At 44.8% G+C, this 19,372-nt stretch carries 14 protein-coding genes and 2 tRNA genes; 10 read left to right on the top strand and 6 right to left on the bottom strand.

From position 1 onward, the window contains the following. Window positions 1-43: 43 nt before the first annotated feature. Window positions 44-913, bottom strand: a complete 870-nt coding sequence (locus tag BIZ39_RS00225; RefSeq protein ID WP_187446089.1) for a DUF3025 domain-containing protein — start codon at window positions 911-913, stop codon at window positions 44-46. Window positions 914-983: 70 nt separating this feature from the next. Here BIZ39_RS00225 and BIZ39_RS00220 point away from each other — a divergent pair, with 70 nt between their 5' ends. Both BIZ39_RS00220 and asnB read left to right on the top strand, forming a co-directional pair. Beyond that, on the top strand, window positions 984-2,651 hold the full coding sequence (locus BIZ39_RS00220) for a M28 family metallopeptidase (protein WP_014975997.1): 1,668 nt from the start codon (window positions 984-986) through the stop codon (window positions 2,649-2,651). A gap of 391 nt (window positions 2,652-3,042) precedes the next feature. Next, the gene (gene asnB, locus BIZ39_RS00215; protein WP_014948790.1) at window positions 3,043-4,713 is read left to right on the top strand and encodes an asparagine synthase B; all 1,671 of its coding nucleotides are present in this window, start codon (window positions 3,043-3,045) and stop codon (window positions 4,711-4,713) included. A gap of 69 nt (window positions 4,714-4,782) precedes the next feature. On the opposite strand, the gene BIZ39_RS00210 is transcribed toward asnB, so the two are convergent. Together BIZ39_RS00210 and queE are read right to left on the bottom strand one after the other, a co-directional pair. Beyond that, window positions 4,783-5,679: an amino acid ABC transporter substrate-binding protein gene (locus BIZ39_RS00210; protein ID WP_014975996.1), complete on the bottom strand. Its 897-nt coding sequence runs from the start codon at window positions 5,677-5,679 to the stop codon at window positions 4,783-4,785. A gap of 76 nt (window positions 5,680-5,755) precedes the next feature. Next, window positions 5,756-6,430, bottom strand: a complete 675-nt coding sequence (gene queE / locus BIZ39_RS00205; protein WP_014948788.1) for a 7-carboxy-7-deazaguanine synthase QueE — start codon at window positions 6,428-6,430, stop codon at window positions 5,756-5,758. Between the two features lie 95 nt (window positions 6,431-6,525). Between queE and queC the strand changes: the two genes are divergently transcribed. Continuing rightward, the gene (gene queC, locus BIZ39_RS00200; RefSeq protein ID WP_014975995.1) at window positions 6,526-7,182 is read left to right on the top strand and encodes a 7-cyano-7-deazaguanine synthase QueC; all 657 of its coding nucleotides are present in this window, start codon (window positions 6,526-6,528) and stop codon (window positions 7,180-7,182) included. Between the two features lie 96 nt (window positions 7,183-7,278). On the opposite strand, the gene BIZ39_RS00195 is transcribed toward queC, so the two are convergent. The 3 genes from BIZ39_RS00195 to BIZ39_RS00185 all read right to left on the bottom strand — a co-directional run bounded on the left by BIZ39_RS00195 (window position 7,279) and on the right by BIZ39_RS00185 (window position 11,973). After that, window positions 7,279-8,205, bottom strand: a complete 927-nt coding sequence (locus BIZ39_RS00195; RefSeq protein ID WP_014948786.1) for a LysR family transcriptional regulator — start codon at window positions 8,203-8,205, stop codon at window positions 7,279-7,281. A 273-nt stretch (window positions 8,206-8,478) separates the two neighbouring features. Continuing rightward, a complete protein-coding gene (uvrB, locus tag BIZ39_RS00190) occupies window positions 8,479-10,494 on the bottom strand; it encodes an excinuclease ABC subunit UvrB (RefSeq protein WP_014948785.1) in 2,016 nt (671 codons plus the stop codon). 96 nt (window positions 10,495-10,590) lie between these two features. After that, window positions 10,591-11,973, bottom strand: a complete 1,383-nt coding sequence (locus BIZ39_RS00185) for an MATE family efflux transporter (RefSeq protein WP_049585837.1) — start codon at window positions 11,971-11,973, stop codon at window positions 10,591-10,593. A 998-nt stretch (window positions 11,974-12,971) separates the two neighbouring features. Here BIZ39_RS00185 and BIZ39_RS00180 point away from each other — a divergent pair. The 7 genes from BIZ39_RS00180 (at window position 12,972) to BIZ39_RS00150 (ending at window position 19,371) form a co-directional block, all read left to right on the top strand. Further along, window positions 12,972-13,048, top strand: a tRNA-Asn gene (locus BIZ39_RS00180). Window positions 13,049-13,075: 27 nt separating this feature from the next. Then, a tRNA-Asn gene (locus BIZ39_RS00175) sits at window positions 13,076-13,152 on the top strand. Between the two features lie 193 nt (window positions 13,153-13,345). Beyond that, window positions 13,346-13,927 (top strand): electron transport complex subunit RsxA, encoded by a 582-nt coding sequence (gene rsxA / locus BIZ39_RS00170; protein WP_014975993.1) that lies wholly within the window; start codon window positions 13,346-13,348, stop codon window positions 13,925-13,927. Beyond that, window positions 13,927-14,508 (top strand): electron transport complex subunit RsxB, encoded by a 582-nt coding sequence (gene rsxB / locus BIZ39_RS00165; RefSeq protein ID WP_187446088.1) that lies wholly within the window; start codon window positions 13,927-13,929, stop codon window positions 14,506-14,508. Before rsxA ends, rsxB begins: the two co-directional genes overlap by 1 nt. Before the next feature lie 5 nt (window positions 14,509-14,513). Next, entirely contained in the window at window positions 14,514-17,405 is a 2,892-nt protein-coding gene (gene rsxC / locus BIZ39_RS00160; RefSeq protein WP_187446132.1) for an electron transport complex subunit RsxC, read from the top strand. Next, window positions 17,405-18,487, top strand: a complete 1,083-nt coding sequence (rsxD, locus tag BIZ39_RS00155; protein WP_168462729.1) for an electron transport complex subunit RsxD — start codon at window positions 17,405-17,407, stop codon at window positions 18,485-18,487. The genes rsxC and rsxD overlap by 1 nt, the downstream gene beginning before the upstream one ends. Then, window positions 18,487-19,371 (top strand): RnfABCDGE type electron transport complex subunit G, encoded by an 885-nt coding sequence (locus BIZ39_RS00150; RefSeq protein ID WP_187446087.1) that lies wholly within the window; start codon window positions 18,487-18,489, stop codon window positions 19,369-19,371. The genes rsxD and BIZ39_RS00150 overlap by 1 nt, the downstream gene beginning before the upstream one ends. Window position 19,372 lies beyond the last annotated feature (1 nt).

Raw genomic sequence — 19,372 nt, 5'->3', positions numbered from 1 at the left:
CGCTTTTGTCGTCACACGAAGTATCATTATACCATATATGGTATTACACCCACAGCGGCAGCTGTTTCGTTGGCTTAGACCCTTGTCGTAACGGCCTGAAATAATCTTTATTTTGATAAAACTTCGCATCCTGCGGTGAATGCCATAAAGGCACGCCTAACAAAGGAAGGGGCTTTAAGAGTGGTGTGACCTGAAAAGCATCGAGTGCTGAAATTCGGGCTGACATTGCATCGTCGAGTACGGCGCGTTGTTGCCATTTATCGAGCTCACTAAATCCTTGAGGCACTGAAACCGCGAGCCACTTTCCAGTAAGCCCAATAAACGGGTTCAGCATCATTTCTAAATTCGCATGCCCAAATACATAGGGCGTTACTTCAGCATGCCAACGCCCTCGATTTGCTAGAAATACCTGTTCCCATTCATGGGTGGCCAGTTGCTGTAGGAAAACTTCTAGCGATTCAACGCCACTTGGTCTGGGCTCTTCTATCGCCAGCACCACGCCACATTCATCAAAGTGGGTAATCCGATTGCGACGTGCGGTGCGAGGGTTTACGCCGTACGCCTCGATATCGCTTATATGCAGCTCATTTAATAAGGATTTTGTTTTGGGAAATTGCAGCCAGATCAGTGCATTAAACAAATCGTGCCAGCTTTGCTCTCTGGTAGGGACAACCCCATCTTCACTAATAATCGTTTCATAGTAACGCTGTTCATCTTCTGAAAACTGACTCTGTCCTTTAAATACAGGCCCCGTCCATTGCTTGTGATATATAGATGTAAGTTCATTAAGCACATCAGGAGATGGAAACTTACTATGACTCGTTAAACCGAGTTCATCTAAAAGAATGGTTACAGGATAACTTGCGTGTTTTTTTAAGTAGTCTTTACGGAAAGGGATTGAGTCTGATTGCATATCAACTATTGGTTCGCTCTGGGGTTTTCTCTATACTGAGCAAGTATTGTAGAGCAAACAGAGACTAACAATGAAAAAAATGTTTTTGCCATTGCTTGTACCTACCCTTCTGGGCGTAAGTGCTTGCACACCTAACAACGACAGCGCGTCACAAGATCAGTCTGCGAAAAAAGAGATGCCTGTGGCGTCTAACTTTGACAGTGTTTACAACAATATTTCAGACGCCGATATTCGCGAGCCATTAAAGGTACTGTCTTCAGATGAGTTTGAGGGCCGTTTACCGACGACTGAAGGCGAAAAGAAAACCATTGAATACTTAGTTAGTGAATTTACCAAAGCGGGGCTTAAACCGGGTAACGGGGATAGCTTTTTACAAAAAGTAGCCCTTATGGAAATTACTGCTGACCCAGATATGACCATGACTATTGGCGACAATAACTTCGCGTATAAAGAGCAAATGGTTGCCTCTTCCAAGCGAGAACAGAGCTCAGTTTCCCTTGAAGATTCAGAATTAGTCTTCGTTGGCTATGGTGTGAATGCACCAGAGTACGACTGGAACGACTACGAAGGGTTAGATGTTGAAGGCAAAACCGTCGTCATGCTAATTAATGACCCGGGATTTGAAAATCCAGAAAGTGGTAAGTTTCAAGGCACAACGATGACCTACTACGGTCGTTGGAGCTACAAATATGAAGAAGCGAGCCGTCAGGGCGCTGCTGGCGCCATTATTGTTCACGAAACAGCCCCTGCCTCTTACGGCTGGTCAGTTGTTGCTAACAGCTGGAGCGGTCCGCAGTACGGCCTAGTAAGTGCCGACAAAGGAGCAAGCCGTGTGGCTGTTGAAGGTTGGTTAACGTTAGATGCGGCGAAAAAAGTGTTTGCTGATGCAGGGCTCGACTTTGACCAAGAGAAAGCAAACGCCATGCAAGGTCCTTACAACAAAGCAATGGATATCAAAGCATCGGTTACGGTTAACAACACCTTCAAAAAGTCAGAGAGCAACAACGTTATCGCGACTCTGCCGGGCGCAGAGTTTCCTGATGAGCATATTATCTACACGGCACATTGGGATCATTTAGGTAAAGACGAGAGCAAAGAAGGCGACCAAATCTATAATGGCGCTCATGATAATGCGACGGGCACTGCGGCTATTCTAGCCATGGCCAAAGCATACTCAGAGTTGACGCCTGCACCAAAACGCTCTGTATCATTTTTAGTAGTAACTGCTGAAGAGCAAGGGCTGTTAGGCAGTAAATATTATGCAAGCAATCCTGTTATTCCGATTGAAAATACGGTTGCTAATATCAACATGGACGCAATGAACGTATTAGGTAAAACCAAAAACGTTGCCGTTGTAGGCATGGGTAAGTCAGAAATGGAAGACTATCTTGAAGCCGCTGCGGCTAAGCAAGGCCGTACACTGACTCAGGAAGACAGACCAGAAGCTGGGTACTACTACCGCTCAGATCACTTCAGCTTTGCCAAGCAAGGTGTTCCAGCACTGTACGCTGAAGGCGGAAATGAACCAGCAGATGAAGAGACAGCCAAATACAGAAAACGTATGAATGTCATTGTTACGGGCTGTTATCATCAAGTGTGCGATCAGTATCGTGACGATTGGGATTTAAGCGGTATCGTGCAAGACACACAAATGCTGTTTGATGTGGGTGTAGGTGTTGCAAATGCAGAGGCTTGGCCGAAGTGGAATGAAGCAAGCGAGTTCCAGCGCCAAAACTAAATCACCTTGACGTAAAAACGCAAAGAAGGCCGCGTCTTCTTTATCGTTAATAAAGGGTTTCTTCGTGAAACCCTTTTTTATTGACCCGCATTAATTTACTACCCTCTACATTTGAACTCACTTCCCTCTATATTAAGCACTGCTTACCGCATTCATAAGCTTACCTTTGCATGGAATTAGGATAAAAATGTTAATAAACGGCTATTTTGGGATAAATGGAATAAGAATTTCCATTTTCTCATCATAATGTACTTGCAATTTCCTGTCAGACTGGCACATTCAGGGGCACGCGAATAAGAATAACAACAAATCATCGCCCACTCGTACGCGAGTACCGACAGAAAAAACTTCTATTATTTTTTTCAACAAGTGAACAGAGAGAATCCGTTATATGTGTGGTATTTTCGGTATCCTTGATATCAAAACCGATGTGTCTGAACTCAGAACCCAAGCCCTCGATTTATCAAAACTTTTGCGCCACCGTGGCCCTGACTGGTCGGGTATCTGGAATAATGACAATACCATTCTTTGTCACGAAAGATTGGCGATTGTCGACGTTGATACAGGGGCGCAGCCTCTTATCAGCCAAAACGATAAACAAATTCTTGCCGTTAACGGCGAGATTTACAACCACAAGCAACTTGCTGCTAATCTAGATGAGCCGTACCCATTTAAAACCCGTTCTGATTGCGAAGTTATTCTTCCGCTTTTTCAGCAAAAAGGCATCGACTTTATCGATGAACTAGAGGGTATGTTTGCGTTCATTCTATACGATGAAGAACAAGACGCTTACCTTATTGCCCGCGACCATATTGGTATTATTCCGCTTTATACCGGTTACGATGAACACGGTAACTTCTATGTTTCATCTGAAATGAAAGCGTTAGCAGGCGTATGTAAGACAATCAGTGAGTTCCCTCCTGGCCACTACCTGTGGAGCAAAGAAGGTAAAATTACCAAGTACTACAAACGCGACTGGATGGAATACGACAACGTAAAAGACAACACCAGCAACCTAGAAGAGCTACGTGTAGCATTCGAGAAAGCTGTGAAGTCACACATGATGTCTGACGTTCCATACGCTGTACTTCTATCGGGCGGCTTGGACTCTTCACTGGTTTCAGCTGTCGCTGCGCAGTACGTTGCAAAGCGCGTTGAAGACGAAGACAAGACAGATGCATGGTGGCCTCGCCTGCACAGTTTTGCTGTGGGTCTTGAAGGAGCACCTGACCTTAAGGCAGCGAAGAAAGTGGCCGACATGATTGGCACCGTACACCATGAAATTCACTTTACCATTCAAGAAGGTTTAGATGCCATCCGTGATGTTATCTATCACTTGGAAACCTACGATACAACAACGATCCGCGCCGCTACTCCAATGTACTTAATGACACGCAAGATTAAAGCGATGGGCATTAAAATGGTGCTATCGGGTGAAGGTTCTGATGAAATTTTTGGTGGTTACCTGTATTTCCATAAAGCGCCAAACGCCAAAGAATTCCACGAAGAAACGGTACGTAAACTTGATCGTCTACATATGTTTGACTGTGCGCGTGCTAACAAAGCCACATCGGCATGGGGTGTAGAAGCTCGTGTTCCATTCTTAGATAAGAACTTCATTGACGTAGCTATGCGTTTAAACCCACAAGACAAAATGTGTCTAGATGGAAAAATGGAGAAGTGGATCCTTCGTAAAGCGTTTGATAACGGAGAAACCCTTCCAGCAGAAGTACTGTGGCGCCAAAAAGAGCAGTTTGGTGATGGTGTAGGTTATTCGTGGATTGATTCAATTCGCGATTTCGTTGAAAACGAAGTGACTGATCAGCAACTTGCAACAGCGGAATTCCGCTTCCCAGTTAACACACCAGACACCAAAGAAGGCTACTACTACCGCACTATTTTCGAGAGCTACTTTCCTCAAGAAAGTGCGGCGCGCTGTGTGCCAGGCGGTAAATCTATTGCGTGTAGTACAGCAGAAGCACTTGAGTGGGATGAGAGCTTTAAAAACAACGCAGATCCTTCTGGCCGTTCGATGAAAGGCGTCCACGCTGGCGAGTCTTAATAGACAATCGTACAAGCAGAGCTAACATTTAAAAAAAACGCGGCCTAAGCCGCGTTTTTTATTGTCTATTTATTCTTTTGAAGCTTCTGTTTTTGGTTTATACCATAAAGCAGAATTAGTAAGAGGGGTCTCAATGGGTAATAACGGATTTTCGAGAGTGAAAATTTTACGCTCATTAACCCCTAAAGACGCTAAGATTGGGGCGTACGTAGATTCAAATAACGCATCAAAAGAGCCATCTTCAATGGCTCTGTTAAGGCCTGTTTCAATAAGATTCGCTAACGTCTTATTACTTGAACTTACAAAGTAATACATAGCTGTGGGGTAATACAGCGCCATTGAAGGCTCAAGGTAAAGGTTGTTACGACGACCTTCCACCTCCAGCTCTGCGTCCACTTCCATAACAGAACGAGGAAAGAAGTCTCCTTTACCTTGTTTAATCATGTCATACGCTTCGCGAAACTCAGGCACAGTAAACACGTTAAACCCGTTGGCTTGAAGAATTTTGGTGTCCGGCCATTCTTCACCCTGAATGGGTATAAGTTTACGCATGTCGGTCAGCGATAAGACATCGTCGAACTTCGTCTTTTTATTTTCGTTAATAACGAAAACACGAAGACCTATAAGCCCTTTTGCGATTGGAATACGAATGGGGGTCAGTTCCTTCTCGCGCTGGCTGTCCGTCATACTCCATACTACGTTAACTTCTCTGTTTTCACGCAGCTGACGCATCGCTTTGCCCGTCAGCAATATACGATCAGAAGGGCGTAGCTCATAATTTACGCCGGTTTTATCGAGCGCAAGTTTAAGCAGTGCTATCGGATATTGAGCACGGGCATCTGAGTCGTCAATCGGACGCGGATAAGTGATTGTCCAAGTAGCGGCCTCAACCATTGATGCAGCAGTAAAAGAACATAAAGCGACGGCCGCTATCACGGCTTTTTTTAGCAGATTAAAGCTATGCATCTTCTTTATGTCCTTTGTTAATTTGAATACTTAAGCGCAAGACGTGTTTGCCACAAAGGCGGCGCATTTCAAACACTTATTCAATACCAATGTATTTATGTGTTTGTAAAGATAGCCGCCAGTTACGTTCAATACAAGTACGCACTGCAAGTTCTGTGGCTCTCTTTTGCTGGCTAATTGGTTGTAAACAAACCTGTTTTCCGTCTAATGACGATACATTAGCAAGCAGCGCATCAAGCTCGTCAATATGCTTTTGCATTGCGATGGGGTGCTTGATTTCATTCGCTCTTTCAAGCGCACTTACTAAGACGTCATATCCGCCTTTCATGTTTATTTTAGGAGAAACCGTCACATACGTACGCGTGTCACAAAGTACCTCAAAAGTACCGCTGGTCTCTATTTGTGTTGTGTATCCGTTGTCGTGAAGTAGGCTCGTCAGAGGACGTAGGTCGTACATACATGGCTCACCGCCGGTAATAACCACATGCTTTGCCACATAGCCTTGTTTCCCAAACTCAGCCAGCAAAGCCTCCTCACTGGAGATGAAATAGGTTTCAGACTCTTCGCCTTTTGTGATCACAGCTTGTGGCGACACACTCAAGTCAGGCTTAATTTCCCACGTATGTTTTGTATCACACCATGGACAGCCCACAGGACAGCCTTGTAAACGAACAAAGATAGAGGGAATACCAGTGTGAGCACCTTCACCCTGGATAGTTTCAAACATCTCATTGATGTTTAATGTGGACATTACAGACAATTTGACACCCTTTAACGATTGTATGTTGGGATTTTACCAAGGATCACATAAAATTCGGGCATAATTTCTTAAATCTTCGAAAAACTATGTCAGAAAACGTTGTTGTTATCTATTCAGGAGGCATGGACTCCTTCACAGTGCTGCATAAGGCGCTAAAAGCAGGCAAAAAAGTTCATGCACTGAGCTTTAACTACGGACAACGCCACAAGAAAGAACTCGATTATGCTGCCAACGTGTGTAATTCGCTTAACGTTCCCCACAAAATTGTAGATATTAGCGCCATAAATACGCTCATAGGGGGTTCAGCGTTAACCTCAGATATCGAAGTTCCAGAAGGCCACTATGAAGAGCCAAGCATGAAACAAACCGTGGTGCCCAATCGCAACATGATTTTGTTATCGCTGGCCGTTGGCTACGCGGTCAGTTTAGACGCTAACGAAGTTTACTATGGCGCTCACTCTGGCGATCACGCCATTTACCCAGACTGCCGCCCTGAGTTTGTTCATAAAATGAATGATGTGTGCGGCATTGCGAATTATACACCGGTTACGATTATGACGCCTTATATCGACGACAGCAAAACCGCTATCTTGACCGATGGTCTGTCAATGGGACTGGATTACGGCCAAACGTGGACCTGTTACAACGGCAGAGAAAAAGCATGCGGAAAATGCGGTGCGTGCGAAGAGCGCTTAGAGGCGTTCAAGGAAAATAACGCCGTCGATCCTCTAGAATACGAATAGCGTAATCTGAAATAAAAACACCTCTTATTGTTTATAAACGCTTTAATCCAAGCATTTATAAACAATAAGAGGTGTGATCGCAGGTGCTTGCTGCTACTACTTTTGACTCTCTGAAATGAAGTAGCTCAATTCTTTAATACAGTGACGTAATACTGGGTTTAATCGCGTATTTTTTCCATTCATTACAAACAGTTCGTGACTAAATTTAAATAAGCTCCCTTTTGCAATAGGTACGAGCCCAAGTGCAGCGCCCTGCTCTTTCGCCATATAGTCTGGCAGCAAACCAACATATTCGCCGGTCATAATCGCAGACATCGCTGCATCAAATGAGTCTGAAAAAGTTTGAATCGATAATCTGGTTTCATCTTCAATGTAATTTGCCGACGACAATCCAGAAATACCAATGGCAGGATAATCACCAATTTTTACGCCTTCTGGTAAATCAGTATCACGATACTTTGCCAGAGGGTGTGTAGGCGCACAGTACAATCGCCCTTCAGTTTTGATGCCGACAGGATGAAAAGTTACTGATTCCGGTTTGACCATGTCATAGGTTGAAACAACGAGGTGGCACTCACCAGATAGAGCGACATGCTCAACTTCATTGTATAAACGAGTTTGGATATTAACGTGAATATCGTCAAACTTCTTCATTGTACTTTTAACCGCTTTACTTACGGCTAAGTGCATAGAAAGCGGAAGACCAGCCATCAAGACCAAAGTGATATGACCAGAATAGTCATCATGCAGCGATTTCAGATTGAAGACAAAGTTGTCGAAGGCATTAAAGATGCGTTTGGTTTCTTGGAAAACCACCTCACCCTCTTTTGTCATTTGAAAGCCACCACGACCGCGATGACATAACACCAAATCTAAACGTTCTTCCAGTTTTTTGATGGCTGCACTGATGTTGGGTCGTTGCATACGCAACACGGGTTCTGCCGCAGTAAATCCGTTGCAGCTCGCTACAGCGTAAAACACACGCAGTAGCTTTATATCTGACTCCTGAAGACGATTAAGCATATTAGCACCTGTTTATAGGTATAATTATCGATACTCAACTTAGAACTATATTCAACTAATTGTGCTATTACAACGACATTTTGCGGCTTTTCATCTCATTTTTTATTAAAAATTTGAGTTTTGTGCTACCCAAAAACTGACGTCAAGTCGTATTGTCCACAGGAAAAAAGGGGGATTTTCTTACATCAAAAGGAAAAGTGCTGTAGTGAGTTATCCGGTTTTATACGGAAAGAACCCACATACAGCCTCAGCTAGCGGGACACATCGTCATTTTTAAGAGAGTGTAACAACTTGCTTTCGAAGTGCTTCAATATCGTCACGCAATGATGCTGCTTTTTCAAACTCAAGCTCACGCGCATATTCAAACATTTGCTTTTCAAGCTCCGTGATTTGGTCCATTAATTCAGTAGCACTTGCTGTTTTCTGTTGCTTCTTCTTCTCTTCAACTTTGCGCAGTCTGACTTTTCCAGACGCAGGGTGCGCGCTGTCGCCTAAGTCCATAATATCGGTAATAGGCTTGTTAAGTCGCATCGGCGTTATACCATTTGCCTCATTATGCGCCATTTGCTTCTCACGACGGCGTTCAGTCTCGTCCATCGCTTTTTTCATCGACTTGGTAATACTGTCAGCGTACAAAATAGCTTTACCATTCACGTGACGCGCGGCTCTACCAATAGTCTGAATTAATGAACGCTCGGCTCGCAAAAAGCCTTCTTTATCGGCATCTAAAATCGCCACCAGTGACACTTCCGGCATATCTAAACCTTCACGTAAAAGGTTAATACCTACCAACACGTCGAATTTACCCAGTCGCAAGTCTCGGATTATTTCAATTCGCTCTACGGTATCGATATCCGAATGCAGATAACGAACTTTAACGCCGTGCTCATTTAAATACTCGCTTAAATCTTCAGCCATACGCTTGGTTAAGGTAGTAATAAGCACACGTTCGTCAAGCTCTACCCGCTTTTGAATTTCAGACAAGACATCATCAACCTGAGTGGCTACAGGACGTACTTCAATAACAGGGTCTAGCAGACCCGTTGGACGCACAACCTGCTCTACTATCTCACCGTCAGTTTTCTTTAATTCATAATCGCCTGGCGTCGCAGAAACATAGATGGTTTGGGGGCAAATCTGTTCAAACTCTTCAAACTTAAGCGGACGATTGTCCAACGCCGACGGCAGCCTGAAACCAAACTCCACCAAGGTCTCTTTTCTAGAGCGATCCCCGCGATACATTGCCCCTACTTGAGAGACAGTTACGTGAGACTCGTCGATAAACATTAGGCCATCTGCTGGAAAATAGTCCAATAAGGTTGGAGGTGGTTCGCCCGGTGCTCTTCCTGAAAGATAGCGAGAGTAATTCTCGATCCCAGAACAATAGCCAAGCTCCATCATCATTTCGATATCGAACTGGGTGCGCTGTGAAATACGCTGCTCTTCAATCAGCTTATTCGCCTCTTGAAGTTGCTTTTTGCGATCGCCAAGTTCTTCCTTGATATGCTCAATAGCATTGAGGATTTTCTCTCGAGGGGTTACATAGTGCGTTTTAGGAAAAACCGTTGCTCGAATAACTGACTTATCGACAGCCCCGGTTAGCGGGTCGAACAGACTAATTTTATCTATCTCATCGTCAAAAAGCTCGACCCTTACGGCTTGCTTTTCAGAGTCCGCAGGGAAAATATCTATAACATCGCCACGCACACGAAATGTACCCCTTTCAAACGCTAAATCGTTACGCTTGTACTGCAGTTCTGCAAGGCGACGTAAAATGTCACGTTGGTCCATGGTGTCGCCCTGGCGAAGATGCAATAGCATCTTCATGTAGGATTCAGGGTCCCCCAAACCATAAATAGCCGACACACTCGCTACAATGACTACGTCTCTGCGCTCCATCAACGCTTTAGTTGCGGACAGTCGCATTTGTTCAATATGATCATTGATTGACGCGTCTTTCTCAATAAAGGTATCGGTACTTGGAACGTAGGCTTCTGGCTGATAATAATCGTAATATGAAACGAAGTACTCTACGGCGTTATTGGGGAAGAACTCTTTCATCTCACCGTAAAGCTGAGCCGCTAAGGTTTTGTTATGTGCAAGAATAAGCGTTGGTCTCTGCACTTCTTTAATGACATTAGCCATGGTAAAGGTTTTACCCGACCCCGTAACACCAAGCAGTGTTTGGCCGGCCAAGCCACTTTCTAGGCCATCCACCAAAGCTTCTATTGCTTTTGGCTGGTCGCCTGCTGGCTTGTATTTAGAATGAAGCTCAAACCCTCTACTCATTTACTTAACCTTTTCTTTAGCTTACTGCTTAACATCTTGCTTGCGGTCAAACTACTCAACATTAAAAACGCACAGCCTTAAATAGCCGCTCTTGTATTAGCTGTGCTCAGACGTTTCTTTATCTGATTCAAACTGAGTAATCGCACGTTTGAAAACAACAAATGAAACACACGCCATTGCAATATTGGCAATGACCGTTCCTGCAAATAACCCTTTCAGTTCAAATAGAAAACTACCCGCAACGCTGATAGGTACGAAGAAAACAAATAAGCGGATGACACTTAACGTTAATGCCGTCATTGGGCGATGCATGGCATTCAACGATGAGTTAGTCAGAATGATAATGCCTTGCATGCCATAACCCAGCGGTACAATCATAAGAAACAGCTGTATTAGTACGCTTACCTCTGCTTCATTAGCAAAGGCGACGGCTATCCAGCTAGATAGTCCCCACATGACAAGAAAAATGGCGAACTGCCAAACCAGAACAAATTTCAATGTAAGCGAATATGCCGTTTTTACCCGTTCTACTTGGCCTGCCCCAACGTTTTGACTGATAAATGGAGGCAGTGTCATGGAAAGTGCTAGCACAACAATACTTGCAATAGACTCCATTCTATTTCCCACTCCCCACGCTGCAACCGCTTCAGCACCGTAACCAGCAACTACAGCTGTCATCACGCCACCGGCAACAGGGGTAAGCATATTCGCGCCCGCCGCAGGTAGTCCTATTTTGAGAATTTCACGGCTGCTATCACGCAGCTCGGCAAGTGTCAGCAGTCGAGGCAACATCAACTTTCGACGAACGGCTAAAATATAAAGAATCCATAATGCACCAACTATCCACGCTATAAAGGTAGCGAGTGCCGCACCTTTTATTCCCATTGCCGGAATGGGCCCAAGGCCGAAAATGAAAATAGGATCAAGCAACGCGTTTAATCCGCCGCCTGCTGCCATAACAATACTGGGTGTGCGGGTATCGCCACACGCTCGCAGCACACTATTGCCAACCATCGGCATGGCAAGAAAGATGCTCGACAAGTACCATAGCCCCATATAGTCAGATATGTACGGCATTAGATTGTCTGTTGCATTAAGCAACTTAAACACAGACTCTATGGTGAAAAAGCCAATTGCAGCTAGTGCACCCACAAGCAAAACGGACAGCATTAATGAACCCGTCGCATAATGTTGAGACTTGGTTATTTCTTTACTGCCCTGTAACTTGCCTATAATTGCAGAGGTACCAATACCTAAACCTATGTTTAGGCTTATTACGGTAAAAGTAACGGGAAAGGTAAAACTAATAGCGGCTAAAGGGTCGGTGCCCAACAAGCTCACAAAAAAGGTATCGATAAGTCCAAAGCTCATCATCATTACCATACCCAGTATCATGGGAATAGTCATACGCTTTAACGTAGTACCTATATCTCCTTCCAATAAGTCGGAAGTACGTTGTTTAGCGTTACTTTTTATCACTTGAGCTCCGGCAAACTAAAATCCCCTCATCAATTGCGCGTTAGTGTAAAAGAGTGAACACTATTTAGCTATGCGTATTCGACAAACAAAACAAAGCATAAGAGGGTTGTATGAAAAGCGATGTTTTTGACAAAAGTACGTGCGATGACCCATTTCGCTGGCTACGCCACAAAACTACGAGTTTTTTGTAAAAATAAATCAAAACACGTGCGTATGTGTTCATTACAGTTTAATTTCTATCCTGTTTCACTTTTAATATGCAGGCAAAACGTCTCGGGCGCATCTAGCTATCCAAATAGAGCGTTTAAAAGACACACAAAAATGTTAACAAAATGTAAGGCATTGAGAATTAAGATGGATTTCATTGAATAGCATTTAGGCATTCGTTGAATTAACACACAAGCTACTTTTTGTTCAACCGATCTATTCCGATCGAGAAACAAGATCAAAAAAAACACCCTAAACCACTGTATTAAAAAGATTATCCACTCAATAACGCCATAACCTCATTAGATCAATACGTACGCGATCTCGTAAATAACTACAGCGATTCTAAGCTATCAACATAGTTATCCACAGATTTAGTGGATAACTAACGCCAGACCATATTCGGCGGGATTTCGTGCTCGATTAATTTCTCAGCACGTAAGTGGTGACTAACCTTTTAATCCTCAGGTACAGGTTACAGATTTATTAAAGCCTGTACATAATACCAGTATGGAAGCGCTTTTTTATTCCATTTAGTTATACCCTTTAACTTTAGTGAGATATATAAGAAAACGAGATGGGTAAAACTATCAATTACTAAAACAACCTCTTGTTCATAAGCAATGAGGGAATAATGTGCAGTTATTAACCATCATTTTCTCAGCATTGACGACAAAATGAACATAAAAGCCGTAAAAAGCTATTTTTTGCGCAGTCAGCACAAATATTTCATTTATGTTGTTGACAGTTCCTAAGTACGTCTTTAATATTCGCCTCCGTTGAAGCACAGGTCCCCCTTAGCTCAGTTGGTTAGAGCGACGGACTGTTAATCCGCAGGTCCCCCGTTCGAGTCGGGGAGGGGGAGCCAACTTCAGCAAACAACTTAGGTGTCGATTCCCCCTTAGCTCAGTTGGTTAGAGCGACGGACTGTTAATCCGCAGGTCCCCCGTTCGAGTCGGGGAGGGGGAGCCACTTAGTTGGCTCTTAATCGCCTCACCCACTTCATTCTATTTTAATTCCTAAAACAACGCGTTTAGACATTAAATAACCCTAATTCAATCAAGTTGTTAAACCCGTTCTAAAAAGGGATAATAGACCTAATCTGTTTTTCTTTTTAATTCGCGGGCATTGTCCGTCAAAATTCCTCGAAGGAATTGCGTTATTCATGACTGAATTTTTACTGCTATTGATTGGTACAGTACTGGTTAACAATTTTGTGTTGGTTAAGTTTCTCGGCTTATGCCCGTTTATGGGTGTGTCTGGCAAACTTGAAACTGCCATGGGCATGTCTATGGCCACCACATTTGTTCTCACCCTTGCCTCTGCATCGAGCTATCTAGTGGAAACCTATTTACTTGCTCCACTGGGCATCGGTTACCTTAGAACGCTTGCCTTTATTCTTGTTATCGCGGTGGTGGTTCAGTTCACAGAAATGGTCGTGCACAAAACCAGCCCTACCTTATATAGATTGTTAGGTATATTCCTTCCTCTTATCACAACCAACTGTGCAGTGCTTGGTGTAGCGCTATTAAACCTTACCGAACAGCATAATTTCATGCAGAGTCTTATTTATGGTTTTGGCGCTGCTGTGGGGTTCTCTCTTGTACTGGTGTTATTTGCGGCCATGCGTGAGCGTTTAGCTGCTGCTGATGTACCTGTATCTTTTAAAGGTGCCTCAATCGCTATGATAACCGCTGGTCTCATGTCCCTAGCATTTATGGGCTTTAGTGGACTGGTGAAAGTGTAATGACGATATCTACCGCAATTATATTCGCCGTTGTTGCCATTGGCGTCCTTGCGCTTATTTTTGGCTTGGTTCTGGGCTACGCGAGCATTCGCTTTAAAGTTGAGGGCGACCCGCTTGTTGAGCAAATAGATGCCGTACTACCACAAACTCAGTGTGGCCAATGCGGATATCCGGGCTGCAAGCCTTATGCTGAGGCAATTGCTGAAGGTGATGATATTAATAAGTGCCCACCTGGTGGCGAGGCAACGATTAAAAAACTCGCAGACTTGATGGGAGTTGAACCTAAACCCCTTGATGCAGCTCATGGCGAAGAAGACGTTAAAAAAGTCGCGTTTATACGCGAAGACGAATGTATCGGCTGTACCAAATGTATTCAGGCCTGCCCTGTCGACGCCATTTTAGGTGCCGCCAAACACATGCACACGGTTATTACTGATGAATGTACTGGGTGTGACCTATGTGTAGATCCCTGCCCTGTCGACTGTATCGACATGGTGCCAATTGCTCAAACAACTTCTACATGGAAGTGGGATTTTAAATCATCGCCTAAAGGTGATATCCCCATCAAAATGGTGTCGTAATTGTGATGTATCCAAGTTTTGATTCAATTATAGAAACCCTTGAAGCGGGAAAGATGTACTCATTTCCAGGTGGCGTACATCCCGACGATAAGAAATCTCTATCTAATACATCAGTAATAAAGAAACCGTCGTTACCCGAATTATTGATTGTTCCTTTAAGGCAGCACATTGGCTCAGACGGTATCTGCTGCGTAGAAGTTGGCGATACCGTATTGAAAGGCCAAATTCTTTCGCAAAGCTCATCGCCTTTTTCTGTGCCAGTTCATGCGCCAACCTCGGGCGAGGTTGTTGCGATTGCTCCGCATGTTGTAGCGCATCCTAGCGGCCTAACAGAAATGTGTATTTCGATACGTCCTGATGGTAAAGACACATGGTGCGACCTCTCTCCAATAGCAAATTATAGCGACATAGATAAGAACAAGCTTATAGAAGCTATTTGCCAAGCAGGAATTTCAGGAATGGGTGGTGCCGGCTTCCCTACCCATATAAAAACCTCAACATCTAAACCTGTTGAGTTTCTTATTTTAAATGGGATTGAGTGCGAGCCTTACATTACTTCCGATGATCGATTGATGCGTGAGCACGCCTGGCAAATACGCCAGGGTCTAGACATTCTTACTCACCTTATTGGGCCGAAGGCCATTGTAGTTGCGGTTGAAGACAACAAGCCAGAGGCTTTCGAAGCACTTAATATTGCCTGTCAGGATAAGAAAGACTATCGCGTTGTTAGCGTTGAGACTAAATACCCTGCCGGCGGCGAAAAACAGCTGATTCAGGTACTGACTGGCCGAGAAGTTCCAAGAAATGGATTGCCTGCCGACGTAGGCGTGATGATGTTCAACGTTGGTACCTGCTATGCCATTGCAGATGCTATTTTACACGGCAAGCCGCTGATTGAACGGGTTGTTACCGTAACTGGTGAAGCCGTTGAATCACCAAGCAATTTTAGAGCGTTGTTGGGTACGCCCGTCTCTCATCTATTGGATGAAGCAAACTACAACCCGAAAAAACAGAAAGCACCTAAAGTGATTATGGGCGGGCCTATGATGGGCTTTACCTTATCAGACGCTACGATCCCCGTAGTTAAAACCACAAACTGTTTGCTGGTTCCTGCAAAAAAAGAGCTGGTAGACGACAATGCAGAGCGCCCCTGTATTCGCTGTAGCGCATGCGCCGACGCATGCCCTGCGTCGTTGCTCCCCCAACAAATGTTTTGGCACGCCAAAGCAAAAGAATACGATAAAGCCGAAGAATACGACCTTTTCGACTGTATAGAGTGCGGCGCATGTGCTTACGTTTGCCCCAGTGAAATCCCACTGGTGCATTACTACCGCCAGGCTAAATCCGAAATACGCATTCAGCGTGATGAAAAGAACAAGGCCGAAAAAGCTAAACAGCGTTTTGAAGCACGTAAAGAACGTTTAGAGCGCGAAAAACTTGAGCGCGAAGAAAAACATAGAAAAGCAAAAGAAGCACGATTAGCCGCCAACAAAGCCAAAGAAGAAAATGCAGTAGCCGATAATGCGAATAGCGCTGTTGATGCTGGCGCAACTGAGGCCAAGGACAAAGTAGCGGCGGCGCTTGCGCGTGCGAAAGCAAAGAAAGCGGCTATGCAGGCCAACGCAAAGGATGAAAGTAATACAACAAATACCAACGAGCCAAGCACTGCGGCAGACGATAAAAAAGCACAGGTAGCAGCAGCTATTGCCAGAGCAAAGGCGAAAAAAGCCGCACAAGCCCAGAACGAAGCTCAACTTGAAAGCGCGGATAAGCAAGTTGAGCAAGCGTCATCGCCAGAAGATGATAAAAAGGCAAAGGTTGCTGCAGCAATCGCCAGAGCAAAAGCGAAAAAGGCCGCACAAGCTCAAAACGAAACGCGAGATGAAAGCGCTGTCGAACCATCAACCACAGAACAGCCAAGTAACCAGTCATCATCACCAGAAGATGAGAAAAAAGCTAAAGTTGCTGCCGCTATCGCTAGAGCAAAAGCCAAAAAGGCCGCGCAAGCCAGCCAGTCTGAAGCATCTTCAGCAGAAAAACCTGCGGGCTCTCAAGGCGAAAAGCATACCGAACTTTCCGATACTGAAGCTAATTCAGAGCTAAACGCTGAAGCGCAGAAAAAAGCGCGTATTGCCGCGGCAATCGCTAAAGCTAAAGCGCAAAAAGCTGCTAAAAATAGCGAAGACGGGCAGCCTGATAAGTCAGTTTTAGAGCAAGGTGCGCCAACTCAATTAGATGAGCAACCAGACAGTCACTCCAAAGAACAGCTAGATGAAAAGCAGACTAGGATCGCAGCGGCAGTAGCGAAAGCGAAAGCTAAAAAGGCCGCTTCGCAAAAAGCGCAAGCATCTGGCCCTGATGGCGAGGCTGGTATTGAGAATCAAGACGGTAACTCGCCAGAAGAAGCCAGTTTTCAGAGCTTCAGCGATCAAAATAATAGTGCTCAGAGTGATAGCGCATCAGATCCTGCTAACAACTTGAGCGAAGCGGATGAAAAAAAAGCGCGCATTGCTGCTGCGGTGGCGAAAGCGAAAGCCAAAAAAGCGGCTAAGCAGGAAGAACATCAAGGAAGCGAGCAAACTGATGCTAACGACGCTGCCTCGACAAATGAAGCTGACGAGAAAAAGGCGCGCATTGCTGCAGCAGTGACAAAGGCTAAAGCAAAGAAACTTGCTCAAGACAGTAATGGCAATTTAGCGACCTCATCAAATACTGCTGAACAGGAAAGTAGTAAAGCACATGAGCAGAGCGAATCGTCTAGCCGTGTAGGTCAAGCAACAAGTACGCAAGCGCCTTCTCAACCGACGGCACAAGATGAAAAGAAAGCGCGCATTGCAGCTGCAGTAGCAAAGGCTAAAGCAAAAAAAGCAGCAGCTGAACAAGAGAAAGAATCATAATGAAGTTAAGTTTATCGAGTTCACCACACCAACGGGTTAAACGCGATACTGCCCAAGTCATGCGCATGGTTATTTATGCCATGCTCCCTGGCATGATTGCACAATCCTTCTTTTTTGGCTGGGGAATGCTCATTCAAGCCATCATTGCAGTAGTGAGTGCACTGGTCATTGAAGGCGTGATTTTATTTTTAAGAAATCGCCCCATCGAGCGCACATTAACAGATTACAGCGCAGTATTAACCGGCTTACTCATCGCAATTAGTATTCCTCCTACCCTACCTTGGTGGATGACGGTAACGGGTGTTTTCTTCGCTATTGCGGTGGCTAAACAGGTTTACGGCGGGCTTGGCTTTAATATTTTCAACCCTGCCATGATAGCGTATGTGGTGCTGCTTATTTCATTCCCTGCGGCTATGAGCCTATGGCTGCCTCCTGCGACTCACGCTGGCATTACGCCAAGTTTCTTTGATTCGGTATCACTCATATTTACTGGTTTTACTACTAGCGGATACGATGTCACTCAACTCAAAACCATTGCCGATGGTGTAACTATGGCTACACCGTTAGACACATTGAAAACCGACCTAACGCAAGGAGTAACATACTCAGAATCATTAGCGAAGCCAATCTTCGATGGCGGGGTATTCGAAGCTGCTGGTGCTGGGTGGGGAATGGTGAGTCTTGCGTATTTACTTGGTGGCCTCTACCTTTGGAAGACCCGCGTTATCAGCTGGCATATCCCGGGAGGTATGCTGCTAAGCGTGTTTATTTGTGCATCACTGCTTCATTTAGCAAACGCCGATTACTACGCTTCACCGCTATTTCACCTGTTTAACGGTGCAGTAATGGTAGGCGCCTTCTTTATCGCCACCGACCCGGTTTCAGCGTCAACAACACCAAGAGGCCGCATTATATTTGGTGCAGCTATTGGCTTTTGGGTGGTAATAATCCGTACCTTTGGTGGTTACCCTGATGCTGTAGCGTTTGCGGTTATTATTATGAACATGGCGGTGCCTTTAATTGATTACTATACCCGTCCTCGCGTGTACGGCAAAAACGTAAAAGGTCGAGGTAAACACTAATGATGAAAGAAAGCCTGGCCAAAAACGGCCTTATGTTAGGTGCGTTTGCCGTTGTTACCACAACATTAATAGCACTCACATTTTTTGGCACCCAAGATAAAATTGAGCAACAAAAGCAGCAAAAACTGCTAAGCGTACTTAATGAAGTCGTGCCTAGCGAATTCCACGACAATGCCCTTTACGCCAACTGCACAGAGGTCAATGCACCTGAACTTGGCAACAAAAAAGCCCACAAAATATATCGTGCGACGTTAAACGGCCAACCTAGCGCATTAGTATTAGAAGCCACTGCTCCAGACGGATACAGTGGAGATATCGATATCGTTGTTGGTGTAAAAGTGGATGCACACGTTGGTGGAAACACACAAGGCAGCTCGAGTACTGACTCGCTCGACGGTGAGAGCGAAAATCTCAATATCACCGCGTTAGCGCTCTCGGAGTTGTCCGAGCTTGACTCAACACCTCAGAGCCCATCGGAGCAAGACGAGAATGCGTCCGATATTTCTGCGCCCAACACTAATAGAATCAGTATGAGGGTGCTTGGCGTACGCGTTATCGAACACAAAGAAACCCCTGGCCTTGGCGATAAAATAGAGCTTGCCGTTAGCAATTGGATAACGGCGTTCAGTGACAAGCCTTTTTCACCCGACAATTTGGCGCCTTGGCAGGTCAAAAAGGACGGTGGTGAGTTCGATCAGTTCACTGGCGCTACCATCACGCCGCGAGCAGTAGTAAGAGCAGTACGCGAAGCCTTGCTTTATGCACAGGCCAACCAATCTGCACTTTTCAACGCTCCTAACACCTGCGCAATTACAGATTCCGTTGAAACAATTGATGCGATTAACGTGAATGAGGCTCAACCTCATAGTGTAGAGGAGCTATAAC

This window comes from Alteromonas sp. BZK5, from assembly GCF_014349115.1.
GTDB classification, from domain to species: Bacteria; Pseudomonadota; Gammaproteobacteria; order Enterobacterales; family Alteromonadaceae; genus Alteromonas; species Alteromonas macleodii.
This window is presented reverse-complemented; position numbering and strand designations above follow the sequence as displayed.